The organism is Burkholderia thailandensis E264, from assembly GCF_000012365.1.
GTDB classification, from domain to species: domain Bacteria; phylum Pseudomonadota; class Gammaproteobacteria; order Burkholderiales; family Burkholderiaceae; genus Burkholderia; species Burkholderia thailandensis.
On record NC_007651.1, the window covers coordinates 1,693,679 to 1,716,070 of the forward strand.

Below are 22,392 nucleotides of genomic sequence, written 5' to 3' on the forward strand. Positions count from 1 at the left end.
ATGTTCTGGGATGCTTATGAGCGGAACAGGCGCGAATACTGCGATTCGTGCCGCGCGGACAGGATGCCGAGCTGCGGCGCGAACGTGTTGATTTCGTCGGGCGGCGTCGCGAGCGCGCGGCGCACCGCGTCGCGGATCGGCTCGCGCAGCGCGACGATGATCTTCTGGCCGGCGAGCTGGCCGAGCGGCACCGCCTTGATCGCGGCGGCCGTCTGGTTTTCGACCCAGCCGAACGCGTATGCGGCGAGCGTCGCGTCGGGCGTCGCGCCGTGCGCGGCGGCGGCGAACGCGAACGCGCTCGGCAGCGCGATCGGCGAGATCGACGCGAGCGTCGCGCGTCGCGCGGCGTCGCCCCATTCGAGCGACGCGCACAGCTGCGCGAGCGACCAGCCCATCTGCTCGGTCTCGCGGCGCAGCTCGGACGATTCGCGGCTCGCGATGAATTCCTCGTTCGCGTCGGCAAGCGCCGTCGCGTCGTGCGCGCGCCAGCGCGCGAGCTGATGCGCGAGGAACGGCAGCTCGCCGTGCGCGAGCACGTCGGCGAGGCCGCTCGCGATCCAGTCACGCGCGCCGTCGGCGTCGCGAATCAGCGGCGCGTCGAGCGCCGCCTCGAGTCCCTGCGAATAGCTGAACGCGCCGATCGGCAATGCCGGCGACGCGAGATGAAGCAGCGCGACGAGCTCAGCGGTGTCCATGACCGTGACCGTGCGAGCAGGACGGGCCATGCTGATGATCGTGATCGTGATCGTGATCGTGATCGTGATCGTGATCGTGCGAGTGCGAGTGCGAGTGCGAGTGCGAGCGGCCGTGGTGCTCGTCGAACACCTGCTGCGCGAGCGCGTAATCCTCGGCGAACGTCGCATCGTGCCCGTGACGGTGCCCGCCGCCATACGCGCCGGCTTCCGGCTGAAACGGCGCGTTCGCGCGCTCGATCGTCGCGCCGAGCCGAGTCAGCATGTCGGCGAGCACGGGATCGTATTCGAGCTTCAGGCAGCCGGCGCCGACTTCGACGGGCGTATGGCGGTTGCCGAGATGATACGCGGCGCGTGTGAGCGTGAGCGCGTCGGGCGCGCGCACGAGCAGCACGGCTTCGTGCGCGGCGGCGACGCGCACGAGCGCACCGTCGTCGGCGACGAGCACGTCGCCGTCGCGCAATACGGTGCCGCGCGGCAGCACGAGCGCGACTTCCTCGCCCGTATCGAGCGTCGCGGCGAGCCGGCTCTTGCAGCGCGCGTCATAGGCGAGCGTGAGCGTCGGCGCGCGCGCGACGAGCGCGGTGGCGAGCTTCACGTTCGGGGCGATGCGTTTGTCGATCGTGCGCATGTTGATTCGTCAGAACTTCAGAACAGGAAGTAGCGTTGCGCCATCGGCAGCACGGCGGCGGGCTCGCAGGTGAGCAGCGCGCCGTCGGCGACGACGTCGTAGGTTTCGGGGTCGACGCTGATGGCCGGCTGCCACGCGTTGTGGATCATGTCGCGCTTGGTCACCGTGCGGCAGCCGCGCACCGGCACGAGCCGCTTCGCGAGCCCATAGCGCGCGCCGATGCCCGCGTCGAGCGTGAGCTGCGACACGAACGTGAGCGACGTGCGCGCGAGCGCGCCGCCGCGGGTGGCGAACATCTCGCGGTAATGAACGGGCTGCGGCGTCGGGATCGACGCGTTCGGATCTCCCATCTGCGCGACCGCGATCATCCCGCCCTTGATGATCATCGCGGGCTTGACCCCGAAGAACGCGGGCTCCCACAGCACGAGGTCCGCCCATTTGCCCGGCTCGATCGAGCCGACTTCGTGCGCGATGCCGTGCGTGAGTGCCGGATTGATCGTGTACTTCGCGACGTAGCGCTTCGCGCGGAAGTTGTCGTTGCGCGCGCTGTCCTCGGCGAGCGCGCCGCGCTGCATCTTCATCTTGTGCGCGCTCTGCCACGTGCGGATGATCACTTCGCCGACGCGGCCCATCGCCTGCGAATCGGACGACAGCATCGACAGCGCGCCAAGATCGTGCAGGATGTCCTCGGCCGCGATCGTCTCGCGGCGAATCCGCGATTCGGCGAACGCGAGATCCTCGGCGATCGACGGGTCGAGGTGATGGCAGACCATCAGCATGTCGAGATGCTCGTCGAGCGTGTTGATCGTGTACGGGCGCGTGGGATTCGTCGACGACGGCAGCACGTTCGGCTCGCCGCATACCTTCAGGATGTCGGGCGCGTGGCCGCCGCCCGCGCCTTCGGTGTGGTACGTGTGGATCGTGCGGCCCTTGAACGCGGCGACCGTCGCCTCGACGAAGCCGCCTTCGTTCAGCGTGTCGGTGTGGATCGCGACCTGCGTGTCGGTGTCGTCCGCCACCGTCAGGCAGTTGTCGATCGCGGCGGGCGTCGTGCCCCAGTCCTCATGCAGCTTGAGGCCGATCGCGCCCGCCTCGATCTGCTCGACGAGCGGCTGCGGCCGGCTTGCGTTGCCCTTGCCGAGAAAGCCGAGGTTGATCGGCCAGCCGTCGGCCGCCTGAAGCATCCGCTCCATGTGCCAGGGCCCCGGCGTGCAGGTCGTCGCGTTGGTGCCGGTGGCGGGGCCCGTGCCGCCGCCGATCATCGTCGTCACGCCCGACGCGAGCGCCTCGTCGATCTGCTGCGGGCTGATGAAGTGGATGTGCGTATCGATGCCGCCCGCCGTCACGATCAGGCCTTCGCCCGCGATGATCTCGGTTGCCGCGCCGATCGCGATCGTCACGCCCGGCTGGATGTCCGGATTGCCGGCCTTGCCGATCGCCGCGATGCGCCCGTGCTTGATCGCGATGTCCGCTTTCACGATGCCCCAGTGGTCGAGGATCACCGCGTTCGTGATCACCGTGTCCGCCACGTCGGCCGCGCTCAGCTGCGACTGGCCCATTCCGTCGCGGATCACCTTGCCGCCGCCGAACTTCACTTCCTCGCCGTAGATCGTGTAGTCGCGCTCGACTTCGATCAGCAGCTCGGTGTCGGCGAGGCGAATGCGGTCGCCCGTCGTCGGCCCGTACATTTCCGCATACGCGCGGCGGCTCAAACGTAATGTCATGTCGTCGAATCCTTCGGATGCCCGTGCGGGCGTGTCAGCGGAACGCAGCGCGGCGCCGGCGCTCAGAGCGGCCCCATCACCTTGCCCTGGAAGCCGTAGACGGCGCGCGCGCCCGCGAGCTCGACGAGCTCGACCGTGCGCGTCTGGCCCGGCTCGAAGCGCACCGCGGTGCCGGCCGCGATGTTCAGCCGAAAGCCGCGCGCGGCCGCGCGATCGAACGACAGCGCATCGTTGACTTCGTGGAAGTGATAGTGCGAGCCGACCTGCACCGGGCGATCGCCCGTGTTCGCGACGACGAGCTCGATCGTGCGGCGGCCGGCGTTCAGTTCGTGCTCGCCGTCGCCGGTCACGAGTTCGCCGGGAATCATGCGGCCCTCCGGCGGCGCTGGCGAAGGGCGCGGATTCCGTTGCCGGAGTGCGGGAGGAAATGAACCATGCGGTGAATCATGACGCGCCTTCACGGAATCGGGTGGTGGACGGTCACGAGCTTCGTGCCGTCGGGAAACGTCGCTTCGACCTGGATGTCGGGAATCATCTCGGGCACGCCTTCCATCACGTCGTCGCGCGTGAGCAGCGTCGTGCCGTAATGCATCACTTCGGCGACCGTCTTGCCGTCGCGCGCCGCTTCCATCAGCGCGGCGGTGATGAACGCGATCGTCTCCGGGTAGTTGAGCTTGAGGCCGCGCGCGCGGCGGCGTTCGGCAAGGAGCGCGGCCGTGAAGATCAGCAGCTTGTCTTTTTCTCGGGGAGTCAGTTTCATGAAAGAAACATTTTGGAAAACGTAATATATGCGAGGCGCGCATCGCGGCGATCGGCAAGTTATCGTAGCACCGCGAACGTGCGCGTGCGGCGAAGCCTTCGAGCGTAAGGGAGCAAGGCACGTGCCATGCGTTTTTTGCGCGCGTTCGTGCCGCGCGACGGTGCGGCGCGCACCGTGTTGGCGCGTTTTTCGAAAGGTGTGCGTCAGGAAAGTGCGGAGATCAGGTCTGCCAGAGGCGCAGCGGTTTCGCGTCGATGCCGTGGACGATCGGGCGAAGCGCGAGCCATTGCTCGGCGAACAGATGCTGCAGCGCTTCCATCGAATGCGCGAGCGCGCGGATCAGCATCGTGCCGGGCGCGATGCAGGTGACGCCCGCGCGCAGCGCGTCGTCGAACGGCAGCGCGGGCGCGATCGATTCGGCGAGCGCGTTCGTGCAGGCGGGGCCGAGCGCCCAGAGCGTGCCGTACACGGGAAAGCCGCCGAGCCCCTGCGGCGCGGCGCGCAGCGGATCGCGGGCATCGAGTCGCGCGCGCTCGACCCATAGCGCTCGTCCCGACGGCCCGACGATCTTCGAGAACGACGCGACGCTGCCCGTCGACCACGCTTCGCCCGCGGCCTGGCGGCCGAGCTGCGCCGCGTCCCAGCCGAGCACGCTCGCGCCGTCGCCGAGCTTCAGCACGAACTCGAGCGATGCATGCGTGGCGTCGAAGAACAGATTGTTCTGCGGCAGCCAGTCGAGCTTCGCGCGCGCGCCGACGTCGATGTCGATCCGCTGCCGCGCGTCGAGCCCGTTCGACTTGTACCACTTCGTCGCGCCGGGCGTCGTGAGCACCGCGTGCGTGCCGGCGTCGAGCTTCACGTCGATCTCGAGCCGGTCGCCGCCCGCGACGCCGCCGGGCGGATGCACGATCACCGCGTGGCAGATCGCGTCGCCTTCCGGATAGAGCGCGCGCTGCACGCGCAGCGGGCCGACATGCCGCCGATGCGCGAGCGCCGTGCGCCCGCCCGGCTGCCGCTCGAAGCCGAGTTCGAGGCGGGCGTGCCATGCCTTGGCGGCGGGGCGGGCGAGCGAGGCGTGGGGGTCGTGGGCGGACATCGGTCGAATCGGAGAAGCGGGCGCGGTAATGCCACAGGATAGCGCTTGCAGCCGCGCACGGGTGTGGAAGGCGCGTGTGCGCGCGCGCACCGCGCGCGCGTGGCGTGCGCGGTGCAGCCGCCGTTCGCGATCCGCCCCGCGCGAGCCGGCGGGCGTCGCCCGCCCCGCGCGCCGACCGACGCTCAGACCGACGCTCAGACCGCGATCAGCTCGCGCACGCCGTGCGCGTCCATCTCGCTGCCCGCGCCGCCCGCGACGATCTCGCCGCGGCTCATCACCCAGTAGCGATCGGCGATCGAACGCGCGAAATCGTAGTACTGCTCGACGAGCAGCACGGTCATCTTCGTTTCGTCGACGAGCTGCCGCAGCGTGCGGCCGATGTCCTGGATGATCGACGGCTGAATGCCTTCCGTCGGCTCGTCTAGGATCAGCAATTGCGGCTCGCTCATCAGCGCGCGGCCGATCGCGAGCTGCTGCTGCTGGCCGCCCGACAGGTCGCCGCCGCGTCGCGCGCGCATGTCCTTGAGCACCGGAAAGAGCGTGTAGATCCGGTCGGGCACTTTGGACGGCGCCTTGCGGCTCGCCGCGCCGACGAGCAGATTCTCCTCGACGGTGAGCCGCGCGAAGATGTCGCGGCCCTGCGGCACATAGGCGAGGCCCGACGCGACGCGCGCGTGGGGAGGCAGCGCGCCGAGCGGCTTGCCGCGCCACGCGATGCTGCCGCTTTTCGTCGGCACGACGCCCATCAGGCAGCGCAGCAGCGTCGTCTTGCCGACGCCGTTGCGCCCGAGCAGCACGGTGAGCCGGCCCGTTTCGGCGGTGAGGCTCACGTCGCGCAGGATGTGGCTGCCGCCGTAGTATTGGTTCAGCGATTCGATTGTCAGCATCGCGTCATCGTCCGAGGTAAGACTCGATCACCGCTTCGTCGCGCTTCACCTGAGCGAGCGTGCCGTGCGCGAGCACCGCGCCTTCCGCCATCACCGTCACGCGCCCCGTGTCGCCTGCGAGCGCCGCGACGAACTCCATGTCGTGTTCGACGACCATCATCGAGCAGGTGCCGCGCAGCGTGTTCAGCAGCTTGGCGAGCTCCATCGTCTCGTGGTCGGTCATGCCGGCTGCGGGCTCGTCGAGCAGCAAGAGCGCGGGGCGCTGCATCAGCAGCATGCCGATCTCGAGCCGCTGCTTCTGCCCGTGCGACAGCTCGCCCGCGAGCCGGTACGCGCTGTCCTCGAGCCCGATCAGCGCGAGCGTCTCCTCGATTTGCGCCTGCGCCGCGCGATCGAGCCGCGCGCGCAGCGACGCGAACCAGCGCTTGTCGGCCGCCATCGCGAGCTCGAGGTTCTCCCACACCGGATGCTGCTCGAACACCGTCGGCTTCTGGAACTTGCGGCCGATGCCCGCGCGCGCGATCTGCGGCTCGGTCATCCGTGCGAGGTCGAGCGTCTGGCCGAGGAACGCGTGGCCCGAGTCCGGCCGCGTCTTGCCGGTGATCACGTCCATCATCGTCGTCTTGCCGGCGCCGTTCGGGCCGATCACGCAGCGCAACTCGCCGACGTCGATCGCGAGCGACAGCTTCCTGAGCGCGCGAAAGCCGTCGAAGCTCACTTCGATGTCCTCTAGATAGAGAATCGCGCCGTGCGACGTGTCGATCGCGCCAGGCGTGACGACGTGCGACATCTGCGCCGTGCCGCTGACGGCGAGCCGATCGCCGCCGTCCGGCAGCGCGAGCTTGGGAATCGTAACGTTCTCGTTCATCGTGACGTTGCCTTGCGCGTGACGGCTTCGACGAGGCCCATGATGCCGCGCGGCAGCACGAGCGGCACGAGCACGAAGATGAGGCCGAGGAAGAACAGCCAGTATTCGGCGAAGTACGCGGTGAACACGCTCTTCGCGCCGTTGACGGCGAACGCGCCGACGATCGGGCCGATCAGCGTGCCGCGGCCGCCCACCGCGACCCAGATCGCCATCTCGATCGAGTTCGCGGGCGACATCTCGCTCGGATTGATGATGCCGACCTGCGGCACGTACAGCGCGCCCGCGATGCCGCACAGCACGGCCGACACAACCCACACGAACAGCTTGTACGCGAGCGGGCTGTAGCCGAGGAACATCACGCGCGTCTCGCCGTCGCGGATCGCGGTGACGACGCGGCCGAGCTTGCTCGTGACGATCGCGCGCGCGGCGACGAACGATGCGACGAGCGCCGCGAACGTGATCAGGAACAGCGCGCAGCGCGTGCCGGGCGACGTGATCGCGAAGCCGGCGATGCGTTTGAAATCGGTGAAGCCGTTGTTGCCGCCGAAGCCCGTCTCGTTGCGATAGAAGAGCAGCATCGCGGCGAACGTCGTCGCCTGCGTGATGATCGACAGATACACGCCCTTCACGCGCGAGCGGAACGTGAAGAAGCCGAACACCCACGCGAGCGCGGCGGGTGCGAGCACGACGAGCGCGAGCGCATACGCGAGATGCTCGGTGCCGCTCCAGTACCACGGCAGCCGGTGCCAGTCGAGGAACACCATGAAGTCGGGCAGATCGCTGCCGTACTTGCCGTCGCGGCCGATCGCGCGCATCAGGTACATGCCGATCGCATAGCCGCCGAGCGCGAAGAACAGGCCATGCCCGAGGCTCAGGATGCCGCAGTAGCCCCAGACGAGATCGAGCGCGAGCGCGGCGATCGCGTAGCACATCAGCTTGCCCGCGAGCGTCATTGCGTAGGATGACAGATGAAACGCGCTCGACTCGGGCGCGACGAGCGCGGCGAGCGGCACGCCGATGCCGACCGCGATGCACAGCGCGACGAGCGCGAGCCACGCGCGGCGCGAGAGCAGCGCGGGGCGCGGCGGCAGGCCGAGCGCGAAGCGCGGCGCGGCGGGTGAAGCGGATGCGGCGGATGCCGTGGATGAAGCGGGCGACGCGCCGCGCGCGACGGCAAGGGAAGAACGGATTGTCGAAGTCATGTCACGCCTCCGCGCTGCGGCCCTTCAGGGCGAACATCCCTTGCGGGCGTTTCTGGATGAACAGCACGATCATCACGAGCACCGCGATCTTCGCGAGCACCGCGCCCCAGAACGGCTCGATCGCCTTGCTGACGAGCCCGAGCCCGAAGCCGCCGAGCACCGTGCCCGCGATCTGGCCCACGCCGCCCAGCACGACCGCCATGAACGAATCGATGATGTAGCTCTGGCCGAGATCCGGGCCGACGTTGCCGATCTGCGATAGCGCGCAGCCGCCGAGCCCCGCGATGCCCGCGCCGAACGCGAACGCATACGAATCGACACGCGCCGTCTTCACGCCGACGCAGGCGGCCATCCGGCGGTTCTGCGTGACCGCGCGCACGAACAGGCCGAGGCGCGTCTTCGTCAACACCGCCCACGCGACGCCGACGACGGCGAGCGCGAACGCGAGGATCGCGAGGCGGTTGTACGGCAGGATCAGGTTCTGCATCACGGTCACGCCGCCGCTCATCCAGGACGGATTGACGACTTGCACGTTCTGCGCGCCGAAAATCGTTCGCGTCGCCTGAATCAGGATCAGGCTCACGCCGAACGTCGCAAGCAGCGTCTCGAGCGGGCGGCCGTACAGGTGCCTGAGCACCGTGCGCTCGAGCACGACGCCGAGCGCGGCCGCCGCCAGAAACGACGCCGGAATCGCGGCGAGCGGATACCAGTCGAACGCGCCCGGCAGATAGCGCTGCACGAGCGTTTGCACGACGTAGGTCGCATACGCGCCGATCATCAGGAACTCGCCGTGCGCCATGTTGATGACGCCGATGAGGCCGTACGTGATCGCGAGGCCGAGCGCGGCGAGCAGCAGCACGCTGCCGAGCGACAACCCCGCGAACAGCGTGCCCGCGATCTCGCCGCGGCGCTGGATCGCATAGAGCGCGTCGAGCCCGTGCTGCGCGGCTTCGCGCACGCGGGCATCGGGTTCCGCATCGCTGCCGTCGGAGCGCTTCGCGACGAGCGGGCGCAACTGCTCGATCATGTCGAGATCGCTGCGCGCGGCCACGAGCCGCACCGCTTCGAGGCGCTTCGCGGGATCGGCGTCGCGCAGCGCGGCGATCGCCCATAGCGCGTCGAGGCGGCGCTTGAGCACCGGATCGGTTTCCTTCGCACGCGCGGCGTCGATCATCGGCTTGAGCGCGGCATCCGGGCTCTTGAGCAGCGCATCGATCGCGCGGCGGCGCGTGTCGATAGCGGGCGACGCGAGATCGAGCCCCGACAGCGCGTTCGCGATCTTCGTGCGCAGCAGGTTGTTGAGCATCACCGGCTGCGCGTCGCCCGCCTGCGCGGGCGCGTTCGTCAGCGCGTCGCGCGCGGCGTCGCCGTGCTGGACGAGGATGCGTCCCGCGTCGGTCGCGAGCGCGTCGCCGTTCGCGAGCGCATTCAGCAGCGCGGCGGCGGCGGCGTCGCGCTCGGCGGCGAGATGGTCGATCGCGGCGCTCTTCGCATCGAAGTCGTCGCCGGCGAGCGCGGCGACGTCGGCGGCCGTGACCGCGTGCGCCGCGCTCGGCGCGCCGAGCGACAGCGCCGCGCAGACGGCGAGCGCCGCGAGCGCGCGAGCGGCGCGGCTCAAAGGCGTGGGCATCGGTATGTCCTCGTGAAAGGAGAAGAAGGCGCGCGGCGCGGCCGCGCGCGATGACGGCGCCGCGCGCTCGCGCGGCGTCCGCACGGACGTCAGGCGAGCGCCGCGCGAGCGCGGCGCAGGAACGCGGGGATCGAGCTCACCACATCGGGCTTGCCCTGGTTGCCCGCGATGAACGGGCTCCACGGTTGCGCGCGAATCGCCGTCTTCGTCTTCCAGACGACGTTGAACTGGCCGTCGCCGCGGATCTCGCCGATCATCACCGGCTTGTGCAGATGATGGTTGCCGTCCATCGTCAGCGTGAAGCCCGACGGCGCGGCCACGCTCTGGCCGATCATCGCCGCGCGCACGCGGTCGACGTCGGTGCTCTTCGCCTTCTCGACCGCCTGCTTCCACATGTGGATGCCGACGAACGTCGCTTCCATCGGATCGTTGGTCACGCGTTTCGCGCCGCCCGGCAGGTTCTGCGACTTCACCCACGCGGCGAACTGCTCCTTGAATTTCGCGTTCGCCGGCCCCTTCACCGACATGAAGTAATTCCACGCGGCCAGGTGCCCGACGAGCGGCTTCGTGTCGATGCCGCGCAGTTCCTCCTCGCCGACCGAGAACGCGACGACGGGCACGTCGGTCGCCTTGAGCCCCTGATTGCCGAGCTCCTTGTAGAACGGCACGTTCGAATCGCCGTTGATCGTCGAGATCACGGTGGTCTTGCCGCCTTGCGCGAAGGTCTTGATGTTCGCGACGATCGTCTGGTAATCGCTATGCCCGAACGGTGTGTAGACTTCCTGAATATCGGATTCCTTCACGCCCTTCGATTTCAGGAACGCGCGCAGGATCTTGTTGGTCGTGCGAGGGTAGACGTAATCGGTGCCGAGCAGGAAGAAGCGCTTCGCGCCGCCGCCTTCGGCGCTCATCATGTACTCGACGGCCGGAATCGCCTGCTGGTTCGGCGCGGCGCCCGTGTAGAACACGTTGCGCGACATCTCTTCGCCCTCGTACTGCACCGGATAATAGAGCAGGCCGTTCAGCTCCTCGAACACGGGCAGCACCGATTTGCGCGACACCGACGTCCAGCAGCCGAACACGCACGCGACCTTGTCCTGCGTGAGCAACTGGCGCGCCTTCTCGGCGAAGAGCGGCCAGTTCGACGCGGGGTCGACGACGACGGGCTGGAGCTGCCGCCCGAGCACGCCGCCGTTCTTGTTGATGTCGGCGATCGTCATCAGCGCGGTGTCCTTGAGCGAAGTCTCGGAGATCGCCATCGTGCCCGACAGCGAATGCAGGATGCCGACCTTGATCGGGCCTTTGCCCGAATCCGCCGCGCGCGCGAGGGGGCTTTGCCCGGCGAGCGCCATGACGCCTGCCATCGATCCGAACTTCAAAAGACTGCGACGTTTCATCGAGTTCCCCTTGCCTGTTGGAGTGTGGGCGCGCACCGGAGCGGACGCGCGGCGAACCGGTTACGCAAGGCATGTGCCAGATGCGTGCCGGCGCGCGTGCGCGCGCCCGTCGGCGGGGCTTTCGGCGATGCGGCGCGGTGCCTGCGACGCCCGCGTGCGCGCATCGCATGGTCCGTCGCGGTGCAGCACCGTGCACGCGCATGCTGCATGGTTGTGCATCGCGAGCCGCGTGCTTACACTCTCAAGGCGAATTTCCATCGATGCGGCGCTCGCGCGCCGCCCCCGTCAGCGCGCATCGCGACATCTTCCAGATATCGTTCGATCGATTTCCGAGGAGCTTTCCATGACCGAGCACGTTTCGCAGACCCCCGACCTCTCCGCGTTCTGGATGCCGTTCACCGCGAACCGGCAGTTCAAGGAAGCGCCGCGCCTGCTCGTCGCGGCGAAGGGGATGTACTACACGTCGCACGACGGCCGCCGCATCCTCGACGGCACCGCGGGCCTCTGGTGCGTGAACGCGGGGCATGGACGCGACGAGATCGTCGCCGCGGTGCAGGCGCAGGCCCGGGAGATGGATTTCGCGCCGACGTTTCAGATGGGACACCCGAAGGCGTTCGAGGCGGCGACGAAGATCGCGCGCCACACGCCGGGCGACCTGAAGCATATCTTCTTCACGAACTCCGGCTCGGAGGCGGTCGACACCGCGCTGAAGATCGCGCTTGCGTATCACCGCGCGCGCGGCGAAGGGCAGCGCACGCGCTTCATCGGCCGCGAGCGCGGCTATCACGGCGTCGGCTTCGGCGGCATCTCGGTGGGCGGCATCGCACCGAACCGCAAGGCGTATTCGGGGGCGCTGCTGCCGTCGGTCGATCATCTGCCGCACACGCTGAACCTGAAGGAGGCCGCGTTCTCGAAAGGGCAGCCCGCTTGGGGCGCGCATCTCGCGGACGAACTGGAGCGGCTCGTCGCGCTGCACGACGCATCGACGATCGCCGCAGTGATCGTCGAGCCCGTCGCGGGCTCGACGGGCGTGCTGATTCCGCCGCAAGGCTATCTCGAGCGCTTGCGCGAATTGTGCGACAAGCACGGCATCCTGCTGATCTTCGACGAGGTGATCACCGGCTGGGGGCGGCTCGGCGCGCCGTTCGCGTCGCAGTTCTTCGGCGTGACGCCCGATCTGCTGACGATGGCGAAAGGCACGAACAACGCGGCGGTGCCGATGGGCGCGGTGGCGGCGAGCGGCGCGATCCACGACGCGATCGTGGACGGCGCGCCGGCCGGCATCGAGCTTTTTCACGGCTATACGTATTCGGGGCACCCGCTCGCGGCGGCGGCGGCCGTCGCGACGATCGACTTGTACGAGCGCGAAGGGCTCTTGACGCGCGCCGCGCAGATCGCGCCGATCTTCGAGCGCGAGATCCACAAGCTGAAGGACGCGCGTCACGTGATCGACGTGCGCAATCTCGGCCTCGTCGGCGGCGTCGAGCTGAAGCCGCGCGACGGCAAGCCGGGCGCGCGTGCGTACGAAGTGTTCGTCAAGTGCTTCGCGAACGGCGCGATGATTCGCTACACGGGCGACATCCTCGCTTTCTCGCCGCCCCTCATCGTCGAGGAGGCGCAGATCGTCGAGTTGTTCTCGATCGTCGCGCAGGCGCTGAAGGAAACGGAGTAGGCGGGAGCGGGCGCACGGGCGCGGTGCTCAGACGAAGCGGCGCGCATCGCGTGCGCCGCTTCGATGCGTGCTCAATAGCGGGGCACCGAAGGATCGACGTCGCGCGACCACGCGTCGATCCCGCCTTGCAGGTTGTAGAGCTTCGTGAAGCCGCGCGATTCGAGGAACATCGCGACTTGCGCGCTGCGCATTCCGTGATGGCACACGCAGACGATCGGCGCTTCGTCGTCGAGCTCCTCGCTGCGCGCGGGGATCTGCTGCATCGGAATCGACACGCTGCCGTCGATCTTTGCGGTCGCGATCTCCCACGGCTCGCGCACGTCGAGCACGACGGGCGCCGGGCGCGCCGGATCACGCAGCCATTCGGCGAGGGCAGTGGCGGTCAGGATCTGCATCGGTGCGAATCGTCTCAGAACTTGAAGCGCGACGGCTCCATCGCGTTGACGAGGTGGTCAACGTAGGTTTCGAACACGTCGGCGACGCGATACTGCTTGTCGTCGATGCGCGTGATGATCTGCGCCTTCATCACCGGCCGGCCGCCGACGAACGCCGCGAGGCGGCCGCCCACCTTCAGTTGCTCGAGCAGCTCCTGCGGGACGACGGGCAGGCCGCCCGACACGCAGATCACGTCGTACGGCGCCTTCGCGGGCCAGCCGCGCGAACCGTCGCCGAGCACGACCTCGGCGTTCGTCACGCCGTTCTTCTTCAGGTTCTCCTCGGCGAACTTCGCGAGGTCCGGATCGATCTCGACCGTCGTCACGCGCTGGCCGCGCGCGGCCAGCAGCGCCGCCATGTAGCCGGAGCCCGCGCCGATCTCGAGCACGTTCTCGTGCTTCTTCACCGCGAGCTCCTGCAGGACGCGCGCCTCGACGCGCGGGAACAGCATCTTCTGGCCATTCGGCAGCGGCAGCTCGACGTCGGCGAACGCCAGGTCGCGATACGCGGCCGGCACGAAGTTCTCACGCTTGACGACCGACAGCAGGCTCAAGACGTCCTGATCCAGTACATCCCAAGGCCGGATCTGCTGTTCGATCATGTTGAAACGTGCTTTTTCGATATTCATGGTGTCATGCGGGCCTGGACGGCCGTCAGCGGGGGGACGAAAAACTCTCGGATTGTACCAAACGGGGTCGAGGTCTTGCCTTCAGAACGCCTGCGGTCCGAGGCGGCTAGCGCTTGCTGTTCTTGATCTGCTGCTCGAACGCGACGTCGAGCTTGCTGGCCTTGCGCGGCTTCTTCGGGCCGAGGCCGTCGACGAACGCGACGAAATCCTCGAGCGGCAGCGGCGTGCAGAGCTTCTCGGCGGCGCCGCCCGAGCGGTCGACGAGGTAGAAGAGGCCGCCCGGCATGCCTACCGCCGAATACTGCGGGTTCCCGGTGCGGGTTCTCAGGCGTTCGACCGCGCGGGTCGCTTGCGTGGTGCGCATCGTGCGTCAAAAACGAAAGTGCGATGAAACCGCCACTTTATCAACAACGCGCGCCGAGCGCGCGGCGCGGCCGCGCTCAGACGGTCTTCGAGTAGCGGTTTTCGGATGCGCCCGACAGATACGCGTCGAACACCATCGCGATGTTGCGCACGTGGAGACGCCCGGCCGGATGAATCGTCAGACGATCTGCGCCGATCGACAGCAGGCCGTCGCGCTCGAAGCCGCGCAGCGTGTCGAGCTCGCTCGAGAACTTGTTCGCGAAGCGGATGCCGTACGCGGCCTCGACGTGCGAGAACGGCAGCACGAGGTTGCACATCAGGTGCGTGATCACGTCGCGCCGCAGCCGGTCGTCCGCCGAGAGCTTCACGCCGCGCACGATCGGCAGCCGCTGGTCGGCGAGCGCCGCGCCGTAGCGCGGCAAGTCCTTCGCGTTCTGCGCGTAGACGTCGCCGACCTTGCCGATCGACGACGCGCCGATGCCGATCAGGTCGGCGTCCGCGCGCGTGCTGTAGCCCTGGAAGTTGCGCTGCAGCGTGCCGTTGCGTTGCGCGCGCACGAGCTCGTCGTCCGGCCGCGCGAAATGGTCCATGCCGATGTACACGTAGCCCGCGCGGGTGAGCTGCTCGATCGCGAGGCCGAGCAGCGCGATGCGTGTCGCGGGGGGCGGCAGCGCGGCGGCGTCGATCTGGCGCTGCATCTTGAACAGATGCGGCATGTGCGCGTAGCCGAACACGGAGAGCCGGTCGGGCTCGAGCTCGACGACCGTGTCGAGCGTGCGCGCGAAGCTTGATACCGTCTGGTGCGGCAGCCCGTAGATGAGATCGATGCCGATCGAGTGATAGCCCGTTGCGCGCGCGGCGCGCACGAGGTCGGACGTCATCTTGAGCGGCTGCACGCGGTTGATCGCGCGTTGCACGTCGGGGTCGAAGTCCTGCACGCCGAGGCTCACGCGATTGAAGCCGATCGTGCGCAGATGGACGAGCGTCGCGGGCGACGCGGCGCGCGGATCGATCTCGATCGAGAATTCCCCGGTGCGATCCGACGCAAGCGTGAAGTACTCGCGCGTGGCCGCCATCAGTTCGGTCGTCTCGGCCTGCGACAGGAAGGTCGGCGTGCCGCCGCCCCAGTGGAGCTGCGTGACGGTCCGCTCCGGATCGAAGAGCGCGGCCTGCAACGCGATCTCGTGCTTCAACTGATCGAGATACGGCCGCGCGCGCTTGCGGTTGCGCGTCGCGATCTTGTTGCAGCCGCAGTAGAAGCACGCGGTCGCGCAGAACGGGATGTGGAAATAGAGTGACAGATCGCTGGCGGACGCGCCCGGGTCGGCCGCCGCGCGGATGTAGTCGGCGGGATCGAAATTTTCGCGGAACTGAGGGGCGGTGGGGTAGGACGTATAGCGAGGGCCGTTCGCCGTGTACTTGGCGAGCAGATCGGGGCGAAACAGCGCCTCGGACGGAATCGGCTGCGTCATGCTGGAAGCTCGAAGTCGTGCTCTATGACGTCGACCAGTATAGGAACCGTCGGTTTCATTGAATTGTGTAATAACGTCGCAGCGGCGAATGGCACAATACGGATTCCGCATGCGGCCGCCTGCCGGGCGTTGCGTGGCGATTGACGTGGATTTTGGATACTTGATGTGATGATTGGCGAAATTGCCGTGAGTTCGGGGAGTGCGTCCGCGCATGCGTGCCGCGAAGGCTGCGGCGCGTGTTGCATCGCGCCGTCGATCTCGAGCGCGATTCCCGGCATGCCGAATGGCAAGCCCGCCGGCGTGCGCTGCGCACAGTTGCTCGACGGCGAGCGCTGCGCGATCTTCGGCCGGCCGGAGCGCCCCGCGTGCTGCTCGGGACTGCGGCCGAGCGACGAGATGTGCGGTGCGTCGCGCGCGGACGCGCTCGCATGGCTCGCCCGGCTCGAAGCCGACACGCGGCCCGCCGCACTGTTTGCCTCTGCAGGAGATTCAGCATGACCCATACGAGCGCGCCCGGGCGGCGCCGCTTCCTGATTGCCGCGTGCGCGGCCGCGGGCGTCACCGTTTCGCTGGCCGCGTGCGCGTCGACGTTTCCGTTCATCCCCGATCACTACACGTTCTCGCAAGGCGACGTGCAGCGTGCGGTCGCCCGCAAGTTTCCGTATCAGAAGACGGTCGCGCAGGTGATCGACGTCGCGCTCGCGAATCCGGTCGTCGGGCTGCTGCCGGACCAGAATCGCGTCGCGGTGCGGCTCGACGCGCGCTTCGAGAGCCCGTTCCTGCGCGCGCCCGTCAACGGCAAGTTCACCGTGTCGGGCCAGCTCGCGTACGACGAGCCGAGCCGCTCCGTCGTGCTGAAGGCGCCCGCCGTCGACAGCGTGAACGTCGACGGCGACGCGCAGTTGTACACGCAGCAGATCAGCGCGGCGGCGGGCCTGCTCGCGACCCAGTTGCTGACCAACTATCCGATCTACACGTTCAAGCCGGAACAGCTGCAATTCGCCGGCGTGAATTACGAACCCGGTACAATCACAATTCTTACAAACGGCATACGCGTGGCGATCGTCGAGAAATGACGTCGTGTCGCCCGCGGCCGCAGCGGCCGCGGCGGTTCCGCGGCCTCGGTTGATTCACTTCGAAAGCGGGCCACGGATGGACTGGATACTGATTTGCAAAGCGCTGGCGCTCGGCATCGTCGAGGGGCTGACTGAATTCCTGCCGGTGTCGAGCACCGGGCACCTGATCGTCGCGGGCAGCTTCCTGCGCTTTCATCCCGAGCAGGCGAAGACGTTCGACGTCGTGATCCAGTTCGGCGCGATTCTCGCGGTGTGCTGGGAATATCGCCGCAGGATCGTCGACGTCGTGACCGGGCTGCCTGCGCAGCGCGAAGCGAGGCGATTCACGATGAACGTCGTAATCGCGACCCTCCCGGCTATCGCGCTCGCGCTGCTGTTCGAGAAAACGATCAAGTCGGTGCTGTTCGCGCCGGTGCCTGTTGCCGTCGCGCTCGTCGTCGGCGGCGCGGTGATCCTGTGGGTGGAGGGGCGGCAGCGCGAACGGGGCAAGCCGTCGCGCGTGCAGTCGATCGACGCGCTGACGCCGCTCGATGCGCTGAAGGTGGGTCTCGCGCAGTGCTTCGCGTTGATTCCGGGGGTGTCGCGGTCCGGCTCGACGATCATCGGGGGGATGCTGTTCGGCCTCGAGCGGCGCGTCGCGACCGAGTTCTCGTTCTTTCTCGCGATTCCGGTCATCTTCGGCGCGACACTGTACGAAACCGCGAAGGATTGGCACGCGTTCAACGTCGATTCGATCGGGCTGTTCGCGATCGGCCTTGCTGCCGCGTTCGTCAGCGCGTTCGCGTGCGTGCGCTGGCTGCTGCGCTACGTGGCGTCGCACGATTTCACGGCGTTCGCGTGGTACCGGATCGTGTTCGGGCTGTTCGTGCTGCTTGTAGGGTATAGCGGCTGGATCGAGTGGATCTGAGGTCCGGCGTCGCGGCGGCGGCCGTTCTCCGCTGCTTCGCCCGGATACTTGCCGATCGCGGCGGCGCGCGCGCCGCCGTGTCGAACCTTCAATTCGAACCTTCGATGCGCCCGGGCGCAGTCCGGCCGACCCCGCGCGCAGTCGGCGCGGCGTCGCGCGTCAGCCCGCGCGCTTCTTCCTGAACACGAGATCCCATACGCCGTGCCCGAGCCGCAGCCCGCGGCGCTCGAACTTCGTCACCGGGCGATAGTCGGGGCGGGGCGCATAGTCTTGCGCGGTGTTTTCGAGCGACGGGTCCGCGCCCAGCACCTCGAGCATCTGCTCCGCATAGTTCTGCCAGTCGGTCGCGCAATGCAGGTACGCGCCCGGCTTGAGCCGCGCGGCAAGCTGCGCGACGAACGGCGGCTGGATCAGCCGGCGCTTGTGATGGCGCGCCTTGTGCCACGGGTCCGGGAAGAAGATGTGCGCGCCGTCGAGGCTGTCCGGCGCGATCATGTGCTCGAGCACCTCGACCGCATCGTGCTGGATGATGCGGATGTTCGACAGTTGCTGCTCGCCGATCAGTTTCAGCAGCGCGCCGACGCCCGGCTCGTGCACCTCGACGCCGATGAAGTCGTCGCCCGGGCGATGCGCGGCGATCTCGGCCGTCGACGCGCCCATCCCGAAGCCGATCTCGAGCACGCGCGGCGCGCGGCGGCCGAAGACCGTGTCCCAGTCCGGCTGGGCATTGTCGTACGGGACGACGAAGCGCGGGCCGAGCTCGTCGATCGCGCGGCGCTGGCCGGTGGATACGCGGCCGGCGCGCGTGACGAAGCTGCGGATGCGGCGCAGATGAAGCGGGCTCGATTCGTCGTCGGCGTGGCCGGTGGCTCGAGCGGCGTCGCTTGCCGAAGCGGGGGCGGCGTCATTGGCGTCGTCGTGCGGCACGCCGGAGGCGTTCGGGTCGTCGTGGTTCATCGTGACAATGAATGAAAGGCGAGGGGCGGGCCGGATGCGCGGCGCGCGACGGCGTCGTGCTGGACGGGCCGCCCTTACTGCGTATGAAATACGAAAAAGCCGCCTTCGACGAGGCGGCTTCGCGTGCTTCGGCTGCGGATGGCATCCATAGCCGGGAAAGTGGAGCGGGCGATGGGAATCGAACCCACGTCATCAGCTTGGGAAGCTGAGGTAATGGCCATTATACGACGCCCGCAGAACGCGCAATTGTACAGGGTTTGACGTGGGGATGGCAAGCGGGTGGTTTTGGGCGGTGGTAGCGAAACTGGCATCGCTCGATGCTGGAGCGGTGGCATCGCTGGCAGTGGTGAGATCGGAGATATGTCTTTCGGTATGTTGATTTGAGGTGCGTGCAGTAGGTAGCGTGCTTATGCTGCGGCGAAATGGATATCTAGCGGCTTACGACATGTGCCATAACGTTGGAGATCTCGATCGCGAGTTGGGTAAGCTGGAGCAGCGGGTACTTCGAAGAATCTATGGTGAAGGGCTCGGGATCGATCTCGCCAAGTTGTCACCGGTGGCTCGTAATTTCTTGGGACTGAACTGAATTGTCGATCCGATGAGCGATGACGGCCCGTGTTTGGGTTCGATGTGGTCGGCGAATTGATGCAATATGCGCCGCTATATCGTCAGCTTCTTGAGATTGGCGCTGGCATGAAAACTGGCATCGCCGGGAGCCCCGCATGAACAGCGGTTCTTCGTGGACTCAGGAGGAAATACGACGTGAGAAGGCGCGTGAATAGTGGTTTTGATTAACGCGCTGGGGCTTGGGAAGCTGAGGTAATGGCCATTATACGACGCCCGCGGAACTGGGAATTCTACAGGGTTTGGGGGGGATGGCAATAAGGCGCAATAGTGCGATACCGAAATGCGGAATGCGTGACGCGGGCGTTCGCGGCGCCGGAATGTTCGGGGGCATTTCGCAACGGACCGGACGGCGGCGGCGCGGTTCATCGACCAATACCTCATTCGTCTTCCAGCAACGCAGATGAACCGGCTCGCGGTGCGCTCGCTGCGATCGTCGGCGCTCGGTACGGCGTCGAGGAGATGGCGCGCATCGAATCGGAAGTGATCGAACGCGTAATCGGATGGCAAGCGGTCTGCGAGCTGGCCCGATCGCGTCCTGATTCCCGTAAACCGGAAACTCCGGCGCCGATCTCTTTCTGCAACGACCCCCGTCTGTTGCCGCTGCCGATTGATGGAGCAGCGGGAAGAATCATGCTGGTTGGCATGCGCATCGGCGGTGGGCGAACAGTTGAAGGAGACCGATTGTCGTGACAGGCCATGGATCGGTGCGCTGACGGTAATCGACGCATGCGATCTGAATCGGATATCGGGGTGATTATCGGGAATGGCGATCACCCGAACGCCGTCATGGCGAGAAGAGCGACCGATATCGCCGCCTCGGCGTGACGCGCGTGATGATTCCTGCCCGATGTGCCGGCGTTCGAGACGAATCGCTCGCTGACGCGCATCACGCGTATCGGCCGCCGGCGAGTACGCTATTTCGATGCGATATCCGGTCCTTGTCGGCATCGCAAGTGATGGGCGGTAGCAGTGGAAGCCCTGATGAATTTTCCGCATCGCCGCGCTTTGGGCGACGCGTGGCGAGCCTGCCTGCCCGTTGCCATTCGAATGCCGATCTTTCCAGTCATTCTGTGTTTTGTGTCTTTTTGTCGTCGCGGAATCGCGCTGCGGCAGTTCAACGAATACAGGTTTCGCGCGGTGTTGTGATTGCTCGTATGCACCTGATAAATAGCAGGATTTTTCTCCTTGCTCGAAGCGTGAGTCGCGCTCTGCATGTATGCGGCGAGCTTTTGTCGAATGGCTCAAGCTCAAGTGAACGATCGCATTAATACACGCGAAATGAGTATGGGTTATTGACAAGTTTCATTGGTAATGTAATTGTAATTTACGAATTTCGATTCGTGTTCCTAACTATTTGGGGGAATTGCATGCCTAATCGGATTTGCGCAAAGCGGTTGATCGCGGCGTCGGTGCTCTCCGCGCTGATCGGTTGGTCGGCGGCGGCAGGCGCCCAGTCGCTCGGTTTCGTGGAGGAGCGTCAGACCGCGGGCGACGGTGGCCTTGTCGAGCAAATCGCGAACACAATGGTGTTCCCGAATTTTCGCGGCGACGTGAAGAGCGTGAGTCACCTCTCGGTAGCGCGTCTCGGGCAAACCGACGCCGTGCGCTCGGTCAAGGTGCTCGTCGAGCGCGACGACAGCAACACCAACCTGTTCACGCTGCGCGCGGCCAACGCCAGCATCGCCGCACGCGTGTCGCCGTCGGCGATCGCGGTGACGTTCGGCAACAGCGCGCCGTCGGCGCTGTCTGAAAGCACCGAATCGAAGCTCTTGTGGCGGCCTATTCCTAAGGACGTCAAATATTTGATATTCACGGCGTACGTGGTGCCGAAGACGAGCGCGCAATCGGAATGGTCCGACAGCGTGATCGTGACCGCCAATGAGGCCGTCGTGCAAGGCTCGAGCATCGTGGCGGGGCGGGAGATCGCCGACCCGATCCGCTCGGCGCTTTCGCGCGACGGCCTCGACGCGTTTGCCCGATCCGCGATCGATGTGTCGTCCGTTCAGCGCGACAATCGCACGCTGGCATTCGTCGAACAGCGTACGGTGCCGCTTGCCGACGGTTCCAATTCGCATCATCGCAGCAAGCGCTGCTTCGAGGATTTCATTCAGGGCATCACGTCGCTATCCGCGTGGTGGTGGGAGCGTCTGTTCGGTGCGCCCAGCATTTGCTCGACCAGCGCGAGCGGCCCGATGCCCGATACGCAGATCGACCTCGTCACGACGCAGCCGTTGCCGGCAAACATCGATCTGACCGTGTACGAGGCGGACGAGATCGGTGGCGGCGACGCGCCGGATTTCGATGTCGCGATGGGCGTCCTGTTCTGCCGCGATCGGCCGAACATGCGACAGGAAAGCGGGCCGCAAGCCTGCACGATGCAGGACCGCGAGGCGATCGCGGCTGTCGGCGAACTGCCGCCGTCCACGATTCGCTCGCTGCTTCAACAGATCAACGCGTACAACGTCGATAGCGCGTCCGGTGCGGCGGCGCCGCTTCGTTTGACGACCGGCAATGCGCGGCTGGATGGGTGGCTGCTCGCCGATACCGAGCGCGCGGCGAATGCGCTCAGTGCCGCGGAAAACATCGTCCAGGTATCGGATAGCCGGGCGAAGCCGAACGAGCCGTCCAACCTGAGGCAACGCAAGAAGAAGGTCGTCAAGGCGAGCTGTGCCGACAACAACGCAGCGCGCGAAGCGGCGGAGCAGGGTTGGGAATGCGTGAAGAAAGCGAAGCGCAAGATCAAGCGGCAAGACGATGCGATCGCGGTGCCGCCGCAGTTGCAGACGGGCGGCCGCTATTATCTGGCGAGTCGAATGGCCGACAACCGCGAATTCGACGCGCTCGTGCGCTCGTTCGACCGGCAAAGGACGGAGATGCCCGCCGGCATGCGTCGCGACGAATTCGCGTCGCAGACGGCCGCGATCGCGCACGATGGCGCGGCGACGGGAGATAACCTCGGCATCGTCTATCTGAACGACCCGAGAGGCAGGCCCGGGCAGCGCTTCGGGTATGGGCTCGAGCATATCTGGGCGCCGGGCGGCGGTGGCGGCGATGACGGCCATCGAAACGATTGGCGCGCATTGTCGGTCGATTCTCGCGATACGCTGACCCGAGTCGTCATGGCGGCGCTGACCGATGTCGACGCGCAATATGTGCAAACGCGAACGGCGGACGGCAAGGTCGTGCGTACCTATGGCCGCTTCACGTTCCGCGACGGCGCTCGCGTGGCCGTGTTCCGCAACGTTCGCATCGTGCTGCGGCAGAACGGCATGGTCGTCACGGCGTTTCCGCTCAAGAACGCGAAGCGGGAGGAAGTGCAACTCTTCATGTGACGGTGTCGCCGGGAGGCGGCCGGCACGTTCCCGTCG

General features: G+C 67.0%; 23 protein-coding genes and 1 tRNA gene. 6 read left to right on the forward strand and 18 right to left on the reverse strand.

The genetic code is table 11. The features are described 5' to 3' along the window. Positions 1-14: 14 nt before the first annotated feature. The 11 genes from BTH_RS19820 to urtA form a co-directional block, all read right to left on the reverse strand. On the reverse strand, positions 15-695 hold the full coding sequence (locus BTH_RS19820; protein ID WP_009889611.1) for an urease accessory protein UreF: 681 nt from the start codon (positions 693-695) through the stop codon (positions 15-17). Further along, on the reverse strand, positions 682-1,323 hold the full coding sequence (gene ureE / locus BTH_RS19825; RefSeq protein WP_009889612.1) for an urease accessory protein UreE: 642 nt from the start codon (positions 1,321-1,323) through the stop codon (positions 682-684). The genes BTH_RS19820 and ureE overlap by 14 nt, the downstream gene beginning before the upstream one ends. 17 nt (positions 1,324-1,340) lie before the next feature. After that, entirely contained in the window at positions 1,341-3,047 is a 1,707-nt protein-coding gene (gene ureC, locus BTH_RS19830; protein ID WP_025404114.1) for an urease subunit alpha, read from the reverse strand. A gap of 62 nt (positions 3,048-3,109) precedes the next feature. Continuing rightward, on the reverse strand, positions 3,110-3,415 hold the full coding sequence (locus BTH_RS19835) for an urease subunit beta (RefSeq protein WP_009889614.1): 306 nt from the start codon (positions 3,413-3,415) through the stop codon (positions 3,110-3,112). A gap of 89 nt (positions 3,416-3,504) precedes the next feature. Next, complete coding sequence (gene ureA, locus BTH_RS19840; protein WP_009889615.1) at positions 3,505-3,807, reverse strand: urease subunit gamma; 303 nt, start codon at positions 3,805-3,807, stop codon at positions 3,505-3,507. Between the two features lie 220 nt (positions 3,808-4,027). Continuing rightward, positions 4,028-4,903: an urease accessory protein UreD gene (locus BTH_RS19845; protein WP_009889616.1), complete on the reverse strand. Its 876-nt coding sequence runs from the start codon at positions 4,901-4,903 to the stop codon at positions 4,028-4,030. Between the two features lie 194 nt (positions 4,904-5,097). After that, positions 5,098-5,790, reverse strand: coding sequence for an urea ABC transporter ATP-binding subunit UrtE (urtE, locus tag BTH_RS19850; protein ID WP_009889617.1), 693 nt, complete (start codon positions 5,788-5,790; stop codon positions 5,098-5,100). A 4-nt stretch (positions 5,791-5,794) separates the two neighbouring features. Next, positions 5,795-6,658 carry an urea ABC transporter ATP-binding protein UrtD gene (gene urtD / locus BTH_RS19855; RefSeq protein ID WP_009889618.1) on the reverse strand — a complete coding sequence of 288 codons (864 nt, stop codon included), beginning with the start codon at positions 6,656-6,658 and terminating at the stop codon, positions 5,795-5,797. After that, positions 6,655-7,860, reverse strand: coding sequence for an urea ABC transporter permease subunit UrtC (urtC, locus tag BTH_RS19860; protein WP_009889619.1), 1,206 nt, complete (start codon positions 7,858-7,860; stop codon positions 6,655-6,657). Before urtC ends, urtD begins: the two co-directional genes overlap by 4 nt. 1 nt (position 7,861) lies before the next feature. Then, on the reverse strand, positions 7,862-9,490 hold the full coding sequence (gene urtB, locus BTH_RS19865; RefSeq protein ID WP_011402087.1) for an urea ABC transporter permease subunit UrtB: 1,629 nt from the start codon (positions 9,488-9,490) through the stop codon (positions 7,862-7,864). 89 nt (positions 9,491-9,579) lie between these two features. Beyond that, the gene (gene urtA, locus BTH_RS19870) at positions 9,580-10,887 is read right to left on the reverse strand and encodes an urea ABC transporter substrate-binding protein (protein WP_011402088.1); all 1,308 of its coding nucleotides are present in this window, start codon (positions 10,885-10,887) and stop codon (positions 9,580-9,582) included. Positions 10,888-11,230: 343 nt separating this feature from the next. Between urtA and BTH_RS19880 the strand changes: the two genes are divergently transcribed. Next, the gene (locus BTH_RS19880) at positions 11,231-12,559 is read left to right on the forward strand and encodes an aspartate aminotransferase family protein (protein ID WP_009889622.1); all 1,329 of its coding nucleotides are present in this window, start codon (positions 11,231-11,233) and stop codon (positions 12,557-12,559) included. A gap of 71 nt (positions 12,560-12,630) precedes the next feature. Here the strand turns inward: BTH_RS19880 and BTH_RS19885 are convergent, their stop codons facing one another. The 4 genes from BTH_RS19885 to hemN all read right to left on the reverse strand — a co-directional run bounded on the left by BTH_RS19885 (position 12,631) and on the right by hemN (position 15,457). After that, positions 12,631-12,954: a rhodanese-like domain-containing protein gene (locus BTH_RS19885; RefSeq protein WP_009889623.1), complete on the reverse strand. Its 324-nt coding sequence runs from the start codon at positions 12,952-12,954 to the stop codon at positions 12,631-12,633. 14 nt (positions 12,955-12,968) lie between these two features. Continuing rightward, positions 12,969-13,622 (reverse strand): protein-L-isoaspartate O-methyltransferase family protein, encoded by a 654-nt coding sequence (locus BTH_RS19890; RefSeq protein WP_009889624.1) that lies wholly within the window; start codon positions 13,620-13,622, stop codon positions 12,969-12,971. A gap of 106 nt (positions 13,623-13,728) precedes the next feature. After that, positions 13,729-13,986, reverse strand: a complete 258-nt coding sequence (locus tag BTH_RS19895) for a hypothetical protein (protein ID WP_009889625.1) — start codon at positions 13,984-13,986, stop codon at positions 13,729-13,731. Positions 13,987-14,062: 76 nt separating this feature from the next. Further along, positions 14,063-15,457, reverse strand: coding sequence for an oxygen-independent coproporphyrinogen III oxidase (gene hemN / locus BTH_RS19900; protein ID WP_009889626.1), 1,395 nt, complete (start codon positions 15,455-15,457; stop codon positions 14,063-14,065). A gap of 24 nt (positions 15,458-15,481) precedes the next feature. Here hemN and BTH_RS31535 point away from each other — a divergent pair, with 24 nt between their 5' ends. The 4 genes from BTH_RS31535 (at position 15,482) to BTH_RS19915 (ending at position 17,440) form a co-directional block, all read left to right on the forward strand. Then, entirely contained in the window at positions 15,482-15,601 is a 120-nt protein-coding gene (locus BTH_RS31535; RefSeq protein WP_080511476.1) for a coproporphyrinogen III oxidase, read from the forward strand. Positions 15,602-15,625: 24 nt separating this feature from the next. Further along, on the forward strand, positions 15,626-15,955 hold the full coding sequence (locus tag BTH_RS19905; RefSeq protein WP_009889627.1) for a YkgJ family cysteine cluster protein: 330 nt from the start codon (positions 15,626-15,628) through the stop codon (positions 15,953-15,955). After that, positions 15,952-16,533: a DUF1439 domain-containing protein gene (locus BTH_RS19910; RefSeq protein WP_009889628.1), complete on the forward strand. Its 582-nt coding sequence runs from the start codon at positions 15,952-15,954 to the stop codon at positions 16,531-16,533. Before BTH_RS19905 ends, BTH_RS19910 begins: the two co-directional genes overlap by 4 nt. A gap of 76 nt (positions 16,534-16,609) precedes the next feature. Next, positions 16,610-17,440, forward strand: coding sequence for an undecaprenyl-diphosphate phosphatase (locus BTH_RS19915; RefSeq protein ID WP_009889629.1), 831 nt, complete (start codon positions 16,610-16,612; stop codon positions 17,438-17,440). Between the two features lie 159 nt (positions 17,441-17,599). Here the strand turns inward: BTH_RS19915 and trmB are convergent, their stop codons facing one another. The 3 genes from trmB to BTH_RS34565 all read right to left on the reverse strand — a co-directional run bounded on the left by trmB (position 17,600) and on the right by BTH_RS34565 (position 20,275). After that, a complete protein-coding gene (trmB, locus tag BTH_RS19920) occupies positions 17,600-18,397 on the reverse strand; it encodes a tRNA (guanosine(46)-N7)-methyltransferase TrmB (RefSeq protein ID WP_009889630.1) in 798 nt (265 codons plus the stop codon). 160 nt (positions 18,398-18,557) lie between these two features. After that, positions 18,558-18,632, reverse strand: a tRNA-Gly gene (locus tag BTH_RS19925). Between the two features lie 425 nt (positions 18,633-19,057). Beyond that, positions 19,058-20,275: a hypothetical protein gene (locus BTH_RS34565; RefSeq protein WP_154660001.1), complete on the reverse strand. Its 1,218-nt coding sequence runs from the start codon at positions 20,273-20,275 to the stop codon at positions 19,058-19,060. A gap of 41 nt (positions 20,276-20,316) precedes the next feature. Between BTH_RS34565 and BTH_RS19930 the strand changes: the two genes are divergently transcribed. After that, entirely contained in the window at positions 20,317-22,356 is a 2,040-nt protein-coding gene (locus tag BTH_RS19930) for a hypothetical protein (protein WP_230589000.1), read from the forward strand. Positions 22,357-22,392: the final 36 nt, after the last annotated feature.